13 protein-coding genes are annotated in these 15,192 nt (G+C 74.3%); 2 read left to right on the forward strand and 11 right to left on the reverse strand.

The genetic code is table 11. The annotated features are described in order from the left end of the window. Positions 1–103: 103 nt before the first annotated feature. Positions 104–475 (forward strand): acyltransferase family protein, encoded by a 372-nt coding sequence (locus QUY26_RS27855; protein ID WP_289951331.1) that lies wholly within the window; start codon positions 104–106, stop codon positions 473–475. A 324-nt stretch (positions 476–799) separates the two neighbouring features. Here QUY26_RS27855 and QUY26_RS40975 read toward each other — a convergent pair whose 3' ends face one another. Beyond that, positions 800–1,072: a hypothetical protein gene (locus QUY26_RS40975; protein WP_354670710.1), complete on the reverse strand. Its 273-nt coding sequence runs from the start codon at positions 1,070–1,072 to the stop codon at positions 800–802. Positions 1,073–1,141: 69 nt separating this feature from the next. Continuing rightward, positions 1,142–2,419, reverse strand: a complete 1,278-nt coding sequence (locus QUY26_RS27860; RefSeq protein ID WP_354670711.1) for a serine/threonine-protein kinase — start codon at positions 2,417–2,419, stop codon at positions 1,142–1,144. 216 nt (positions 2,420–2,635) lie between these two features. On the opposite strand from QUY26_RS27860, the gene QUY26_RS27865 reads away from it, so the two are divergent. After that, positions 2,636–3,547, forward strand: coding sequence for an ATP-grasp domain-containing protein (locus tag QUY26_RS27865; protein WP_289951332.1), 912 nt, complete (start codon positions 2,636–2,638; stop codon positions 3,545–3,547). Between the two features lie 41 nt (positions 3,548–3,588). Here the strand turns inward: QUY26_RS27865 and QUY26_RS27870 are convergent, their stop codons facing one another. Genes QUY26_RS27870 through QUY26_RS27910 form a run of 9 tightly spaced genes read right to left on the reverse strand, consistent with a single transcriptional unit; the run spans position 3,589 to position 15,063 of the window. Next, positions 3,589–4,308 (reverse strand): hypothetical protein, encoded by a 720-nt coding sequence (locus QUY26_RS27870; RefSeq protein ID WP_436840416.1) that lies wholly within the window; start codon positions 4,306–4,308, stop codon positions 3,589–3,591. Further along, entirely contained in the window at positions 4,289–5,113 is an 825-nt protein-coding gene (locus tag QUY26_RS27875) for an FkbM family methyltransferase (RefSeq protein ID WP_289951337.1), read from the reverse strand. Before QUY26_RS27875 ends, QUY26_RS27870 begins: the two co-directional genes overlap by 20 nt. Next, positions 5,110–5,367 carry a Trm112 family protein gene (locus tag QUY26_RS27880; protein WP_289951340.1) on the reverse strand — a complete coding sequence of 86 codons (258 nt, stop codon included), beginning with the start codon at positions 5,365–5,367 and terminating at the stop codon, positions 5,110–5,112. The genes QUY26_RS27875 and QUY26_RS27880 overlap by 4 nt, the downstream gene beginning before the upstream one ends. After that, positions 5,367–6,284, reverse strand: a complete 918-nt coding sequence (locus tag QUY26_RS27885) for a hypothetical protein (protein ID WP_289956102.1) — start codon at positions 6,282–6,284, stop codon at positions 5,367–5,369. Before QUY26_RS27885 ends, QUY26_RS27880 begins: the two co-directional genes overlap by 1 nt. A 14-nt stretch (positions 6,285–6,298) precedes the next feature. Then, positions 6,299–7,084 carry a class I SAM-dependent methyltransferase gene (locus QUY26_RS27890; protein ID WP_289951342.1) on the reverse strand — a complete coding sequence of 262 codons (786 nt, stop codon included), beginning with the start codon at positions 7,082–7,084 and terminating at the stop codon, positions 6,299–6,301. Continuing rightward, complete coding sequence (locus tag QUY26_RS27895) at positions 7,081–8,508, reverse strand: condensation protein (RefSeq protein ID WP_289951344.1); 1,428 nt, start codon at positions 8,506–8,508, stop codon at positions 7,081–7,083. The genes QUY26_RS27890 and QUY26_RS27895 overlap by 4 nt, the downstream gene beginning before the upstream one ends. Then, positions 8,505–13,178, reverse strand: a complete 4,674-nt coding sequence (locus QUY26_RS27900) for a DUF3367 domain-containing protein (RefSeq protein WP_289951346.1) — start codon at positions 13,176–13,178, stop codon at positions 8,505–8,507. The genes QUY26_RS27895 and QUY26_RS27900 overlap by 4 nt, the downstream gene beginning before the upstream one ends. Further along, positions 13,175–13,894 carry a class I SAM-dependent methyltransferase gene (locus tag QUY26_RS27905; protein ID WP_289951348.1) on the reverse strand — a complete coding sequence of 240 codons (720 nt, stop codon included), beginning with the start codon at positions 13,892–13,894 and terminating at the stop codon, positions 13,175–13,177. The genes QUY26_RS27900 and QUY26_RS27905 overlap by 4 nt, the downstream gene beginning before the upstream one ends. Further along, positions 13,891–15,063, reverse strand: a complete 1,173-nt coding sequence (locus QUY26_RS27910) for a glycosyltransferase family 4 protein (protein WP_289951349.1) — start codon at positions 15,061–15,063, stop codon at positions 13,891–13,893. The genes QUY26_RS27905 and QUY26_RS27910 overlap by 4 nt, the downstream gene beginning before the upstream one ends. Positions 15,064–15,192: the final 129 nt, after the last annotated feature.

The following is a 15,192-nucleotide window of genomic DNA, read 5'->3' on the forward strand; positions in this document are numbered from 1 at the left end:
CGCCCCCACTCCGGCCACGCCCGCAAGCACCACCAACCTATCCACCGCTCCACCCCCGCACGCCCCCGGCGGGCGGCGCTGCGGGGGCGAGGTCATCACGGAGGTGCGCTCGGAGCCGGCCGGGCAGGCGCTGCCGCTGGTCCTGGTGGGCGCGGCGCGCGAGCCCGACGCGGCGGAGTCCTCGCCGTGGCGCGGGGCGCCGCGGGCGCGCTGGGTGACCGGCGTCGGCCTGATCAGCTACAGCCTCTACGTCTGGCACGAGCCGGTGATGCTGGAGCTGGACCGGTGGGGGCTGCTGCCGCGCGGTCCGCTCGGCTTCGCGGCCGGGACGCTGACCGCGCTCGCCGTCGCGGTGGCGGGGACGGTGAGCTACTGGCTCGTCGAGTATCCGGCGGGGCTGCTCGGCCGGGCCCGGGACGCGCGGGGCGCTCCGCGCGAGTTCTCTCCGGAGCGGGGCCGGGCCGGCCGGGGCTGAACATGACGGCGCCGCCTCCCCGTGGGACGAGGGGAGGCGGCGCCGCGGCTCGTTACCGCTGACGGCTACGCGGCCGTCAGACCAGCCAGCCGACGAAGTGGACGACGCCGGCGAGGATGTCGGTGAGCAGGTTCATGGTGGTGCTTCTCCTTGGGACATGGTGATGCGTGTACGAATGGGACCGCGCCAACTACGGTCTGCAGCCCGCCGCTTGCGCACCGTAAGCATCGTCAATCACACGTGCCGCACGCAATCCCTGCGGCGACGATCACCTGTTCCAGGGAACAACTGCTCCCCTGTTCGCATGGGGCGCCGGACGGCTCGTCAGCGGGTCGGCTTGAAGGAGGCGAGTGCCCGGTCGAAGTGCCGCTTCCCCAGGGGGCGGTTCTTCGCGGGCGCCGAGACCCACAGGTCGTGCATCCTGCCGTTCTCGTTCCAGCTCAGGTCGAAGGTGACGCGGGGTTCGCCGTCGCCGCCCGCGCCGTTCCAGGTGAAGGTCCACAGGGCGGCGGGGCGGCCGTTGTGGGTGGTGCGGGTGACGGAGCCGGAGCGGTAGCCCGGGTAGGTCGACGGGCCCTTCTCGTGGGCCTTGCGCATCACCGCCAACGGGCCTTCGGGGGTGAGGGGTTGGGGGTGGACGCCGATGCGGAACCTCTTGGCGTCGGATTAGTAGTAGACGCGGGGTGGTTCGGGGGAGCGGGTGAAGCCGTCGGGGACGGTGAGGGTGAAGCCGGCCGGGTCGTTCACCGTGCGGTAGCCCGCGGGGGGTTTCGGCTCGGGGGCGGGCTTCGTCGGGGGTGGGGTCGGGGTCGGGGATTCGTTCCCGTCGGGGCCCGCGGGGGTGGCGTTCTCGGGTGGTGTCAGGGGCTTCTCGTCGGCTGCCTCGTCCGTCCGCTTGTCGCGGTCGTCCGAGTCGTTCCCGTTCGTCACGAGGAACCAGGCCGCCGTGGCCATGCCGCCGGTGGCGAGCACGACGGCTGCGGTGGCCAGGGCTGTGGCCGTGCGGGAGCGGGGGCGGGGGCCGGGGTTGCGGCGAGTGGGACGCCCGGCGTCGGAGGGTCCGTCCGAGCCCGCCCCCGTCGCGCCCTGGGCGGGCTGGGGGGTCGGTGACGGTGGCGGTATCGGGTCGTTCAGGGCGGCGCGGAGCGCCTCTTCCGCTGTTGCCGTGGTGAGGCGTTCGTCCGGGTCGCGTTCCAGGAGGCCTCGGGCCACCGGGAGGAGGGGGCCCAGGGCGTCGGGGAGGGCGATCTTGTCCAGGACCACCGCGTGCAGCACCCCGGCCACCGAGTCCCGGTGGAACGGCGACTCGCCCGCCACGGCCGCGCACAGCAGCACCCCGAGCGACCACAGGTCCGACGCGGGCCCGGACCGCCGGCCCGCCATCCGCTCCGGCGCGGTGTACTCGGGTGAGCCCACGAACGCCCCGGTCCGCGTGAGCCGTGTCTGCCCCGCGACCTGCGCGATGCCGAAGTCGGACAGGACGACGCGGCCGGTCTCCGCCTCCAGGAGCACGTTCGCGGGCTTCAGGTCGCGGGGCAGCACCCCGGCCGTGTGCGCGGCCCGCAGCGCGCCGAGGAGCGCGAGCGCCACCCGGCCCGCCTCCGTGGGCGACAGCGGCCCCTGCGCCGCCACCCGGTCGGCGAGCGACCAGCCGTCGATCAGCTCCATCACCAGCCAGGGCCGCTCCTCGTACCGCACGACGTCGTGCAGCACGAGGATGCCCGGGTGCTTCACCTGCGCCACCGACCGGGCTTCGTGCAGCGTTCGCTCCTGCTGGCGCTGCGCGTCCTCGGGGGGCAGCGCGTCGTCGACGTGCAGTTCCTTGAGCGCGACGGCCCGGCCGAGGAGTTCGTCCCGCGCCCGCCACACGGTGCCCATGCCGCCGCGGCCGAGCCGGGTCTCGATGCGATAGCGTCCGGCGACCAGTTCCCCCGTGCTTGCCATGGGCGCATCATACGAACTCCCTTCGTCCGCCTGGCGATTGGGCCGTGGGCGGCGCAGCACGCTCCCGAGCCGGGCCGCCTCCGCGCGCCCGTCACGAAGGGGGCCTGATCCAATGTGTTGGGTGCCCTGTCGGGTCGTGCGGAGCGGCCCGTGTGGCGGGCGGGGCCGGGTTGTTAGCCTGCGGGGGCTCTGACCGCGTACGAAGAAGGAGTCTCCGTGCCAGGCCCCCGCATCGCGCTCGTCACCCGCCGCCCGCAGCCCGAGCACGACCGGGATCTGCCGGTCCTCGCGCGGGCCCTCGGTGAGGCGGGCGCCGAGGTCGGGATCGTCGGGTGGGACGACCCCGGCGTCGACTGGGCCGGGTTCGACCTCGCGATGATCCGCTCCACGTGGGACTACACCTGGCGCGCCGAGGAGTACGTGGCGTGGGCCGAGCGGTGCGCCCGGCTCACCCGCCTCGCCAACCCCGCGGACGTCGTGCGGTGGAACACCGACAAGCGGTACTTGGGCGAGCTGGCCGCGGCCGGGGTGCCGACCGTCCCGACGGCCTACCGAGCGCCCGGGGATGGCGACGAACTCCCGCCCACCGACCGGGAGTTCGTCGTCAAGCCCACGTCCGGGGCCGGGGCGCGGTACGCGGCCAGGTACGGCGCGGACGAGCGGGACGCCGCCCGCGCGCACCTCGCCCGCCTGCACGAAGAGGGCCTCACCGCCATGGTGCAGCCCTACATGCGGCACATCGACATCACCGGCGAGCGCGCCCTCGTCTTCGTCGGCGGCCAGTTCCTGCACGCCATACGCAAGGGCGCGGTCCTCGCGCCCGGCATCGCCTACGACGCCGACAAGGTGTCCCACCCCGACCCGCGGCCCTGGCGGCCCACCGACGCCGAACTCGACGTCGCCGAGCGGGCGTTGGCGGCGATACCCGGCTCGCCCGAGCTGCTGTACGCGCGCGTGGACCTCGTGGACGGGGGCGCCGGGGGCGCCGGGGACGCCGGGGACGGGGGTGAGCGGGGTGGTGGTCCGCGCGTCATGGAGCTCGAACTCGTCGAGCCCAACCTCTTCCTCCGCTTCCACCCGGACTCCCTGTCCCGGGTCACGGAGGTGATCCTCAAGGCCGCCCAGTAGGACTCGGCTCAGCGGCCCCCGGGAGGCCGGGGCCCGCCGCCTCACTCCTCCGGGAACGAGAGCCGCTGCAGCAGCCCCCACGTGAACTCCGCGACACAGCGCCGCCGTTCGCCCGACTCCGCGTCCGGCGCGGTGAACGCGAGCCGCCAGCGCGTCGGCGCCGTGCCCTCCATCGGGCGTGCGGGCGCGAAGGCGTGGGCGGCCTCGTCGACGGTGCACGACCAGGGAGTGAGGTCGGCGAGGGTGCGCAGGGCGGGACCCGGCGCACCAGGGGCGCGGATCAGGCTCCCCCATAGCTCTGAAAGCAGGGGAGGTGCCCCCGTGTTCCGCACCGCCGCGTTCGGCCCGAGCAACACCTCGAAGCGCAGGTCGGGCCAGAGCGGCACCGGCCACAGCAGCGCCTCGCAGTCGAGATCGCCGATCTTCCGGGGAATCGTCGCCTCGGGCGGGCCGAGGACCGAGCGGATGGGGGTACCTCCCATGCCCTTGAGGCCATGGGGGAGGGAGACCGCCGCGCGTTGCTTGCGCGCGTGCAGCATCGCCTGCCAGCGGCGGTTGGCCTCGCGCATGTCGGCGATGGACGCGCCGAGCGCGCGCCGGGCGTCCGCGACGAGGTCCGGATTGTGGTCGGCCATGCGGCGCAGCAGGACCAGCTGGAAGTCGAGGGGCGTGAAGGGGCCGGACGGGCCGGACGGCGGCCCCGGCGGACGCGAGGAACCCGGCCCTGACCCGGCGGCGGAGCTAGCGGACATACGCCCCATGGTCCCGCACGGTCCGCCCGGCCGGACGCCGCCCGTCCGGCAGGAAGAGGACCGAGTTCACATACCGCGGCCGCCGCGGCGTCAGCGCGCGCCGCACCAGGCCCTGCGACACGACGTACGAGGTGGCGCGCTGGTGCGCCTCCAGGTCGAAGGCGTCCAGGGGCAGCCAGACGTCGTCGGGGAGGACCCAGCCGCGGTAGCCGTGCGCGTGCGCGAGGTGGTCGACGACCGGGGCGATGGGCTGGATGCGGGCCTCCAGCTCGACGAAGAGCGCGGGGCGGTCCCGGTCGAGGAGTTCACGGGCGCCGCGCAGAACGGGCAGCTCGTGGCCGTCCACGTCGATCTTGATGAAGTGCACGTCGTGCAGGCCGAGCCCGTCCAGCGTCAGACACGGCACGTCGAGCGCGGTGCCGTGCACGCCGTCCCTGCGCACCAGCGAGGACACCCCGCGGTCACCCCGGTCGTCGTGCGGCAGCCAGAGCCGGGCCGTGCCGGGCTTCTCGCCCGCCGCCGCCTGGATCACCCGGACGTTGCCGGGCGTGGCCGAGGCGAGCAGCCGCGCCAGATGCGGCACCGGCTCCACGGTCACGACCCGCCGGGCCCGCCGGGCCAGCCGGCGCGACCAGGGCCCGTACCAGCCGCCGACGTCCACGGCCGTGCCGCAGTCGGGCGGGCACAGCTCGCCGAGGCGGGCCAGTTCGGGCTCGAAGCGCGGATAGACGAGCCGGGCGAGGGCGGCCACCGCGCGGGTGGGCAGCCGGGGCGCGACGCGGGCGGCGAAGGTCTTGCGGGCGGCGGGCGTCACGGCGAGATCAGCCTGAGCAGGCGCTCGTGCTCGTCCTCAGGGACCTGTTCACCGGAGGACGGCAGGAGCTGCGGGATGCCGTCCACGATCGGGTAGCGGCGGTGCAGGCGCGGGTTGTAGAGGGCCTGTTCGGGCAGCGGGGCCGGGTCCGGCGGCGGGTCCGCGGGGAGGGCGGCCTCCGGGGGGAGCAGGACCAGCGGGCCCTTGTCCAGGGGGCAGGCGAGGATCTTCAGCAGCGGGTCGTCGGGGTTCATCAGGGCATCAACTCCTTGGGTGGCGGATTCGTTTCGGCGGGCTGAGCGGGGGCGGGGGCGTCGTGCTTGGGCATCACCAGGAGAACCGCCACCGCGAGCACCGTCCCCGCGACCCGCAGCGTGAGCCGCACCGGGTCGTGGGGCAGCGCCTCGCCGAACGCGAGCGTCCCGAGCACGGCGGTGAACAGGGACGTCACCGTCGTGCACACCGGGACGATCAGTGAGGCCCGGCACTTCTGGAGCGCCGCCTGCGACATGATCAGGCCGAACGCGCCGGTGAAGAGCAGCAGGTAGGGGTACGGGGAGCGCATCAGGTCGAGCAGGGCGCCGCCGAGCCCGTCCGAGGTCAGATGGCTCGACACACCCTTGATGGCCAGCGAGCTCACGCCGTAGAGCAGCCCCACGGCGACGCCGTACTCCACGCCCGTCGTCGGCTGGCGGTGCTTGCTGCGCGTGCGGCGCTCCGCCGACGCGTACAGCCACAGGCCGGCCGCGAGCGACGGCAGGCAGACCGTGAGGACGAGGGGCGCGGGCGCGTCACGGCCCACCGTGTCCGTGCCCTCCTTCAGGGAGAGCACGACCATGAGGAGCGCGGCGAGGATCGCGCCGACCGCGTACCGCTCGCGCCCCGACGTGCGCTCGCCGAGCAGCTTCGCCGACAGGAGCAGGAGCAGCACGAGGCCGGAGACGAAGATGCCCTGGGCCGCCGCGATCGGCAGCGTCCGGTAAACGATCAGCTGCGCGCCGAAGCCCGCCGCGAGGGCCAGCGAACCGCCGATCCACAGCGGACTCGAGATCACCTGGCGGAGCAGCCGGGCCGGGTTGCGGACGCTGACCGACGGCATCGCGGTGAGCGCCCGCTTCTCCAGGACGAAGCCGGTGCTGTAGAGCAGGTTCGCGAGCAGCGCCGCGGCCACACCCCACCACATGGCTACGCCTTTCGGGCGTGCAGCAGCAGGATGGAGGCGGCGCCCGGCACGGCGCAGGCGAGTCGGTCCAGGGCGCGCAGCGGCCGCGGCACGCCGTGGAAGGGCGCGCCCGCGAGCCGTACGACGTCGAAGCCGGACGCGGCCACGAACTCCCGGAGCGCGCGGGCGGTGTAGAGCCGCAGATGGCCCACCACCTCACGCCCCGGGCGGCCGTGGATGCCGCGCAGGCTCACCTCGGAGAACACCGGCTGCACGCCCGCGAGCAGCAGCCCGCGGTTGTACCAGGCGGCGAGGTTGGGCGTGGACAGCATCAGGTGGCCGCCGGGCCGCAGCACGCGGCGCAGCTCGTCGAGGGCGCTGTCGGGGTCCACGAGGTGCTCGATGACCTCGCTGAACAGGACCGCGTCCGCCGATCCGGTGGCGAACGGCAGCCCGCCGTCGGTGAGTTCGCCGCGCACGACGTACGGCAGGTGGCCGCCGGCGCGGCGCAGCGCGTCCTGGGACCAGTCGACGCCGATCACGCGGTGCCCGGCGAGCAGCGGCGCCGCGACGCGGGCGGCGCTGCCGTCGCCGCAGCCGATGTCGAGGACGACACCGGCGCGCGTGGTCGAGGGGCCGAGGGCGGCGGCGAGCATCCGCGCCTGGCGCAGGCTGCGGGCGTCGCCGGAGGCCACCGGCACGTCCGGGTTCTCGTAGAAGTCGCGCAGTTCGTAAGGCCGCCGGGCCTCCTGTGTGCCTTCCGTCCCCGCCGGTCCTTCCTCACGAGAGGTGGTGCGTGTGGTCGTCATGAGCCGTCGTCCTCCGGGGTCGGGTGGAGGTCCTGCGTGGCGCGCAGGTAGTGCTCGAAGAGGTCGCGGAGGTGAGCGCCGTCGCCGGGGCTGAGCAGCGTCCGCGACCAGCGCAGGGCCAGGTGCAGCCGGCCCGCGGTGGACGCGGTCGTCACGGTCAGGCCGCGCGGCATGCGGGCGGGCGCGGAGAACCACACGGCGGTCGCCGCCCCGGCGTCCCCGAAGTCGAGGGCGTACGGCACCCGCCCGATGTTGCTGAGCAGCGTCGTCGACGTCCACGGCCCGGCGGCCCTGCGCAGGCCGCGGGTGACGGCGGCCCGCATCGTCACCGGCAGGACCGGCGCGGTGAGCAGCGCGGCGCCGTGGCCGAGCTGCGGGCGGAGCAGGGCCTTGAGGGCGCGGGTGCGATCGGAGGTGCGGCGCAGTAGCGCGTGGATCTCCTCGGGCCCCAGCCCGTCGGGCCCGGACCGCCCGGCACTTCCCTCGGGCAGCAACTCGCCCGCGCCGAAAGGCACTTCGACGAGGCGGGTGCCGTTGCCGATGGGCATCGTCATGTCGCGAGGACGGTCGTCGACGGGCATCGTGATGCGCAACGGCCGCGGCTTGGAGCCGTGTTCGTGGTTCCAGTGCGCGATCATCAGGGCGGTCGTCACCATCAGCTGGTCGTTGACGGTGTACGGCGCGCCCTTGGGGCGGCGCGGCACGGGCAGCTCGGCGACCAGCATGCCGTTGCCGGACAGGCCGGTGCCGGGCACGCCGGGGCGGGCGGCCGGGGCGCGCTCGGGGGCGCCGCGGGCGACGCGCGCGGGCGCGGCCCACGGCGAGGGCAGCCCGGAGGGGCCGTGCGCGGGAGCCCCGGACGCGTCGGCGGACACGGGCGTACGGGTCGGGGGCGCGGCGGGCGCGTTGTCCCGGCCGCCGTACAGCTCGGCCGCGGTGGCGAGGACCCGCAGACAGGCGGGGCCGTCGAGCGCGGTGTGGTTGATGGTCAGGAACAGCACGCTGGAGTCGCCGTCCGCGTCGGTGACGACCTCCAGGCGGATCGGCGGGGACGCGGTGAGGGGCGGCGCGTCGCACAGGGCGCGCTCCCGGGCCCGCTTCAGGGCGTCCGGCACCGGCGCCGGGAACGTGACGACCTCCACGTCCGGCCCCTCGGTCAGCTCCCACTCGTAGCGGCGCCGGTACCAGGGCCCGCGCGCCTCCCGCACCAGGATGCGCGGATGGCGCCGCAGCGCCTCGCCGAACGCCGCCTTCAGGCGGTCGGCGTCCGGCGTGCCCGGCAGGTGCACCTCGATGTGGACGGTCTCCGGCTCCTCCTCCTGCAGGCAGTGCCGGGCGACCTCGTCGACGACGGGGAACGGCACCCGGCGCGGCGGACGGCCGGGGCCGTCCGCACGCCGGGCCGGGTGTTCCAGGGCGGTCATGGTGCGTTGTCCTCTCCCGGGCGCGGGCCCTCACCCGAGCGCGTACCCCGGCCGGGGGTCCCGTCATCGGTGGGAGCGTCGTCGGCCGGTTCGGGCGTGTCCTTGCGCAGCGGGTCCGGGCCGCGGGCCGACAGGGTCGGGCTCGCGCTGTACGGGGGGACGGCCGGGGGCGCGGCGGCCTCGGCCCCGCCGCCCTCCGCGCCGACGCCGTCCCCGCGGTGCGGCAGCGGCGGCGCCGTCGGCCCGCCCAGGTCCCGGTCGGGTCCGAGCGGCATGGTCACGGCGTCGGGGGAGCCCTGCGGGTGGGGCGGCGCGGGTGTGGCTCCGCCCGGACTCCCCGGCCCCGCGGGACCACCGAAGCCACCGGCACCGGCCGGTCCACCGGGACCACCAGGCCCACCGGGACCACCAGCCCCCACAGGACTGCCCGCACTCGCGGCACCCCCGGGCCCACCGGTGCTCCACGGATCCCCGGCACCACCAGGGCCACCAGGATCACCGGAGCCTCCCGCCCCAGCGGCGCCCGCGGTCGCGGCACCCTGTGCGTCGGCCCCGTCCCGTACGCTCACCAGCGCGGCGAACAGCGCGACGAACGCGAGGAGTTGAGCCGTGTGCCCGAAGGCGCCCCGGTCCGCCGTGGCGGCCTCGCCCGCGCCGGTCGCGGCGGCGACGCCGGCCCCGGCCATCGCGAGGAACGCGAGCGGCACGAGCAGGCTGTGGCGGCGCCAGGCGAGCAGCGCGAGGACGGGCACGAGCACGGCGAACCAGCCCGCGACGACCACGGCCACCAGCGTGAGCGCCACCGTGCCGAGCACCGGACCGGGACCGGGCGGGGTCACGCCGGCTCCGTCCGGGTTCGGGTCGCGGCGCCGCACGAACACGAAGGCCACCAGGGCGAGGACGCCCACGCCGCCGCCGATGAGCCCGGCCTCGTACACCGTGGACGGCTCGTAGCTGAGCTTGATCGTGCCGCCCTCGCCGGCCGGGACGAGCCAGCCCTGCTGCCAGCCGTCGAGCCGCACCGAGCGCAGCTCCTTGCCGTTCAGCGTGGCCTTCCAGCCGTCGTTGGCGTTCTCGTACGTCGTCAGGTACTGCGAGGCGCCGTCCCCGACGGTCACCTCGCGGCGGTCGCCGAGCCAGTCGTTGATCTTCAGCTCGCGGGCCTTGGTGACGAGCGTGCCCGGGGTGCCGCGCGTCAGGGACACGTCGGTGACGGCGAGGGGACCCTCGTCACCGGCCTCCACGCGGTGCTGTCCGGCGGCGAGGTCCACCGAGGTCCGCTTCTTGTTGTCGTCGCACAGCGTCAGGTCGACGGGGCGGCGGTTCACCAGGTCCCGCACGGTGCCCTCGGCGCTCGTCGCGTACAGCTTGCCGTCGACGGACACCGCGGGGCCCTCGCCGCAGGCGAGTTCGAAGGTGCGGTCGGGGTCGGGCTGCTTGGTGCGGAACTTGTCGAGCGCCGGGACGTAGGCCTCGGTGAGGCCGACGGGCAGCTGCAGCTTCTCGTCCGCCACCGGGTTGTGCAGGGTGAGCGGCGCCGTCTTCGTGATCTTGATGTCGAGGCGGTCGGTGGTGATCGGCGCGAAGCGGGCGTTGCCGTTCTCGTCGACCCCGGCGGTCGCCGCGCCGTCCGGAGAGCTGATCTCGATCTTCTCGGGACGGGTGGAGAGTCCGCCCGCGGGCGGCAGCACGATCTCGCCGACGGCCACCTTGCCCGGCCACCGCAGATGGATGACCGGCTTGTCGCCGGCGATCCACGCGGTCGTCAGATCGCCGTCGGTGAGGTTGCGCGGCGAGAGCCCGCCGAGCTCGGACGTCGAGTCGGCGGTGGCGATGATCTGCTCGCGCTGGTCGGGCGCCACCTTGTAGAGGAGCTCGTCGAGCTTCTGGCCGGGGACGGCGACCGCGCTCGCCTTGACCTTGTAGCTGCCGTCGCCCGTGGTGGTGAAGCGGCGGTGCAGGCCGGCCTCGGAGGTTACCGGCGACAGACCGGACTGGTCGGCCGAGCGGTGCATGGAGTACGTCGTGGCGTCGGCGTCCGCGCCGTCGGTGCCCTCGGTGTCGGCGGGCATCCGCAGCAACTTGGTGACCTGCACCTTGGGGATGCTGATCTCCGAGAACCCGGCGCCGGTCAGGCCCTTGTGGGCGACCTGCGCGTCCAGGATGGTCAGCTTCAGCCACGAGGACTCGCCCGGCTTGACCTTGACGCGCTGCGTCTGGCCGTCGGTCCGCAGGTACGAGACCGCCGAGCCCTGCTCGGTCTCCACGCGCACCTTCGTCGGCGCGGACCGCACGCCCTGCTGCGGCAGCGGCGTCACCTTGATCGACGACGGGATGGCGGTCTTCTTCGTGAACTCCGCCTTGATCCACTCGTCGTCCGGGCTGCCCGGGTTGCCTTCGGTCCAGGCCGTGTTCGGGTTGCCGTCGAAGGCGTTCACCGGGTCGAACTGCGGCAGGTGGAACAGCCAGTTGCCGTAGCTGGACGCCGTCACGGACTTGGCGCCGCGCAGCTCCGCGACGGTCTGGTGCTTGACGCCCTTCGTCGGCAGGATCTGCCGCGGCTTCTTGCCGCCGTCCTGGAGCGCGTCCGGCGCGTTCTTCTCGTCCTTGGTGTACGGGTACGAGGTGTTGGTGTTGACCAGGCCGAAGCGCGTGTCGGCGCGGCGCAGCCCGTCACCGACCGCCTGCAGGGCGGGCGGCGAGCCGAGGCCCGGGTGGTTGTCGCCGGTCAGGACGGCCGGGCGGTCCTTCATGTCCGGGTCGGCGGACAGCGGGAGCAGCGCCTCGGGGCCGCCGCTGACGACGGCCGTGTTGGCCACCGGCTTCAGGCCGGCCTGGCCGGGGCGCTGGGCGCCCTCGCCGGGCGCGTAGATCTCGACCGCGCGATGGCGCGGGTACAGGCCCTCGACCTGCACCGGCGTGTCATCGGCGATCCGCCCGCCGGTCTCGGTCGGCCCGAACCCGGTGACCCGCTTGAACCCGGACTCCTCCAGGGTGCGCTTGACGGTCGCGGTCGGGACGTAGCCGATCTGGTCGGGGTCGAGGTCGTTGCGCACGACGACGTAGTAGAGCCCCGCGCGCGTCAAGTAGTCGCGCAGGCCCGGGACTTGGCCGCCGGTCATCAGGGCCTGCTCGACGGCGTCCATGGCGCGCCGGTTGCCCTTGGTGCCGAACGGCACGTAGTCGCGCTGGGCCCAGCGGGATTCGGCGAGCACGTCGAGCGGCTGGTCGATGGGGGAGCCCCAGGTGTAGATGCCGTGCGCGGTCGCGGGCACGACCAGGGCGCGCGAGTCCGGGGAGTACTTGTCCAGCCAGTCGGCCGTCGTGTCCCAGTAGTCCGGCAGCTTGTTGAACGAACCCGGCTGCAGGATCGAGCCGTTGAGGTAGGGCCAGGCGAGCCCGGGGAGCACCAGGACGGCCGCGACCAGCGGCGCGTACCGCCGCCCGCGCACCGGCCGCGCCCCGCGCGCCCGCGCCGCCACGCCCACCAGGTGCGCCAGGCCGAAGGCGAGCGCGAGGGCGAGCCCGGTCTGGAACTTGTAGATGTTGCGGAACGGTACGAGTCCGCCGTCCAGCCAGTCCTGCACGGTGCCGTGGAAGGGCGCGCCGAACACGCCGCCGTACCCGGCGAGGGTGACGAGCGCGACGGACAGGACCGTGAGCACCAGCCAGCGCCGCTCCGGCAGATCGCGGCGGGCGAGCCCGGCGAGGCCGAGGGCCGCGGCCAACGCCGAGCAGACGATGGTGATCACGGCGGTCGCGACGGTCCAACCGGCGGGCAGCCAGGCCTCACCGAAGTGGAGGTACGCCACCCAGTTACCGGCACCGCGCAGTGTCTCGGTGGCCGACATGGTGCCGGTGGTGGTCGCCGAGTTCTCCACGTACGGCAGGAAGTTCTCGCCGTAGATGCCGAGCAGGAGCAGGGGCACCACCCACCACGCGGTGGCGAGGAGGACGCCCGGCACCCACCAGGTGATGAGCTTGCGCTTGCGCGGCCCGTTCGGGCGCGAAAGGAGGTAGAGGCCGACGGGCAGCAGCGAGGCCAGTGTCGAGGCCGCGTTCACGCCGCCCATGAACGGTATGAAGAGGGCCGAGCGGAACGCCGCGATCCGCGCGGTCACGCGGTCGTTGGTCAGCGGGATGAGCACCCACGGCAGGAACGCGCCGGGCAGTGCCGCCGCCGACGTCGACCCGACCACGACGGTGAACGTCGGCCACAGCGCGTACACGACCGCGCCGAGCAGCCGCGAGCCGCTGCTGCCGATGTTCAGGCGCTCCGCGAGCCGCAGCGCGCCCCAGAAGGCGGCGGCGACGATCAGTGACATCCAGAGCCGCTCGGCCAGCCAGACCGGGAGCTGCAGGAGGTCGGTCAGGGCGTAGTACGGCAGCATCGGGAAGGCGTAGCCGATGTACTGGTCCTGGATGCCGCCGAAGCCGCCCCGGTCGTGCCAGAGCTGGCCGAGGTCGGAGAGGAACTGCCAGGGGTCGACGGCGACACCGAGCTTGGTGTCGAACGTCATCCGCCCCGGTTTGACGGCGAGGAAGCACACGAACACCACGGCCCAGAACCCGGCGAGCCAGCGCCGTGAGCGCGGCCCGCGCCCGGGTTCGGGCGCGGGCGCCGTCGGCTTCAGGGCCGCCGGGGGTGGGGACTGGACCGTGGTGGTCATGGACACCGCCTGAGGATGAGGAGGAGGTTCCAGGTGGCGACTTCGCGCACTCCTGGGACCTTCGCGACCGTTTCGGCCCAGAACGGCCAGTACCGGGAGCGGGCCGAGACGACCTTGACGTCGTCGCGGGCCCGCACCTGTCTGAGCGTGGGTCCGACGTGGTGGGCGAAGAGGTTCTCGCCGAGCTTGTGCTTGGCGGGTTTTCCGGTGCGGCGCTCGTAGCGGGCGCGGGCCCGTTCGGCGCCGAAGTAGTGCAGGGGCGCCCACTCGTGGCCGCCCCAGGGGGAGTACCAGTTGGTGAACGCCACGTAGATGAGACCGCCGGGCCGGGTGACCCGCGCCATCTCGCTGAGGAAGGTCTCCGGGTCGTCGACGTGCTCCAGGACGTTCGAGGAGAACGTGACGTCGGCGACGCCGTCCGCGAGGGGCAGCAGGTAGCCGTCGGCGACCACGGAGCCCTCGGGCGGCTTCGCGCCGAGTTCGTGCGGGTCGGGCTCGAAGAGGTAGGCCTGCGCGCCGCGCCGCTGGAACTCCTCGGTGAAGTAGCCACCGCCGCCGCCCACGTCGACGACCACCCGGTCCTTGACGGGCAGGTACCGCTCGACCTGGTCGGCGGCGTCCTTGGCGAGCAGCGCGTAGACCTTCTCCGGATCCTGCTGTTCGCGCAGGAAGGCCCGGAAGAGGGTCACGGAGCGGCGCAGTGACGGGTCCCTCACGCAGACGACCCCTTCACCGGCGGTTCGTGGGCGGCGACGGCCTCGGCGGCCACCGCGCGGAACTGGCGCACCGTGTTCGCCCAGCGGAAGTGCGCGGCGCGCTCCGCCGCGGCCTTGCCGAAGGCGCGGCGCCGTTCGGCGCTGAGGGCGAGCGTGCACCAGTTGGCGGCGAACGCGCTCTCGCCGTGCGCGAGCAGCCCGGTCACCCCGTCTTCTATGGAGTCGCGTACTCCGGGTACGTCGAAGCCGATCGCGGGCGTCGCGCGCGCCGCGGCCTCGGTGACGACCAGGCCCCAGCCCTCGACGGCCGAGGGGTGCAGGAGCAGCCACGACTCGCACAGGAGCCGGTGCTTCTCGGCCTCCGAGACATGGCCGGTGAACTGCACGCCGGGGCCCGCCATCCGCTCCAGGCGCTCTCGCTCGGGGCCCTCGCCGACGATCACGAGGCGGCCGCCGGTGACCGGGCGGACCCGCTCCCACAGGCGCAGCAGAAGATCGATGCGCTTGTACTCGACCAGCCGGCCCATGGCCAGGAACAGCGGTTCGTCGGAGCGCTCGTGCAACGGCCCCGGCTCCTCCACGCCGTTGTGCACGACGCGGATGCGGTCGGGCTCGACGCCGAGGTCCTGCAGGGCCGTCGCGGTCGACGGCGACACGGCGACCAGGAGGTTGCCGCGCTGGGCGCCCGAGAGGGCCCAGTGCTCCAGGCGCCGCCCGAGGCGCGCGGCCGGGGCGAGCGGTCCTTGGAAGCGCATCGACCACAGCTCGGTGTGGACGTGGTTGACCAGGCACAGGGTGGGGCCGCGGTGCCACAGCGGGGCGAGGTAGGGCATGCCGTTGCACACCTCGACCAGCAGGTCGGTGGCGCCGATCTGGCGGGTGAAGGCCGAGCGGGCGCGCAGGTAGTGGCCGAGGTCGCCGCCGGCCGACACCACGCGGTAGTCGCGGTAGGCGGCCGGGCCGCCGCACAGCAGCGTGACCTGGTGGCCCTGCGCGGTCAGTCCGTCGGCCAGCTTGTCGACCAGGAGCTCGGAGCCGCCTGCGGCCGGGTTTCCCAGGTCGCGGCGGGCGAGGAAGGCGATCCGGCGCGGCTGTGGGGGGAGCGCCGGATGGGGCCACGCGGGCCGTGATGCGACCGGGCGCAGCGACGACGGCACGTGCTGGGGCATGGGTGCTCCAACTCGTCTCGGGGTGCGGAACTGTGGGGGAGTTCGGGTGGATCCGGGGTGGGGCCCGGTGGTGCGGGTGGCGCGAATGGCTCCGTGGTGCGGGGTCGAGCCGGGTGCTACGGGGTGGTG

It is taken from the genome of Streptomyces flavofungini (assembly GCF_030388665.1).
In the GTDB taxonomy this organism is placed as follows: Bacteria; Actinomycetota; Actinomycetes; order Streptomycetales; family Streptomycetaceae; genus Streptomyces; species Streptomyces flavofungini_A.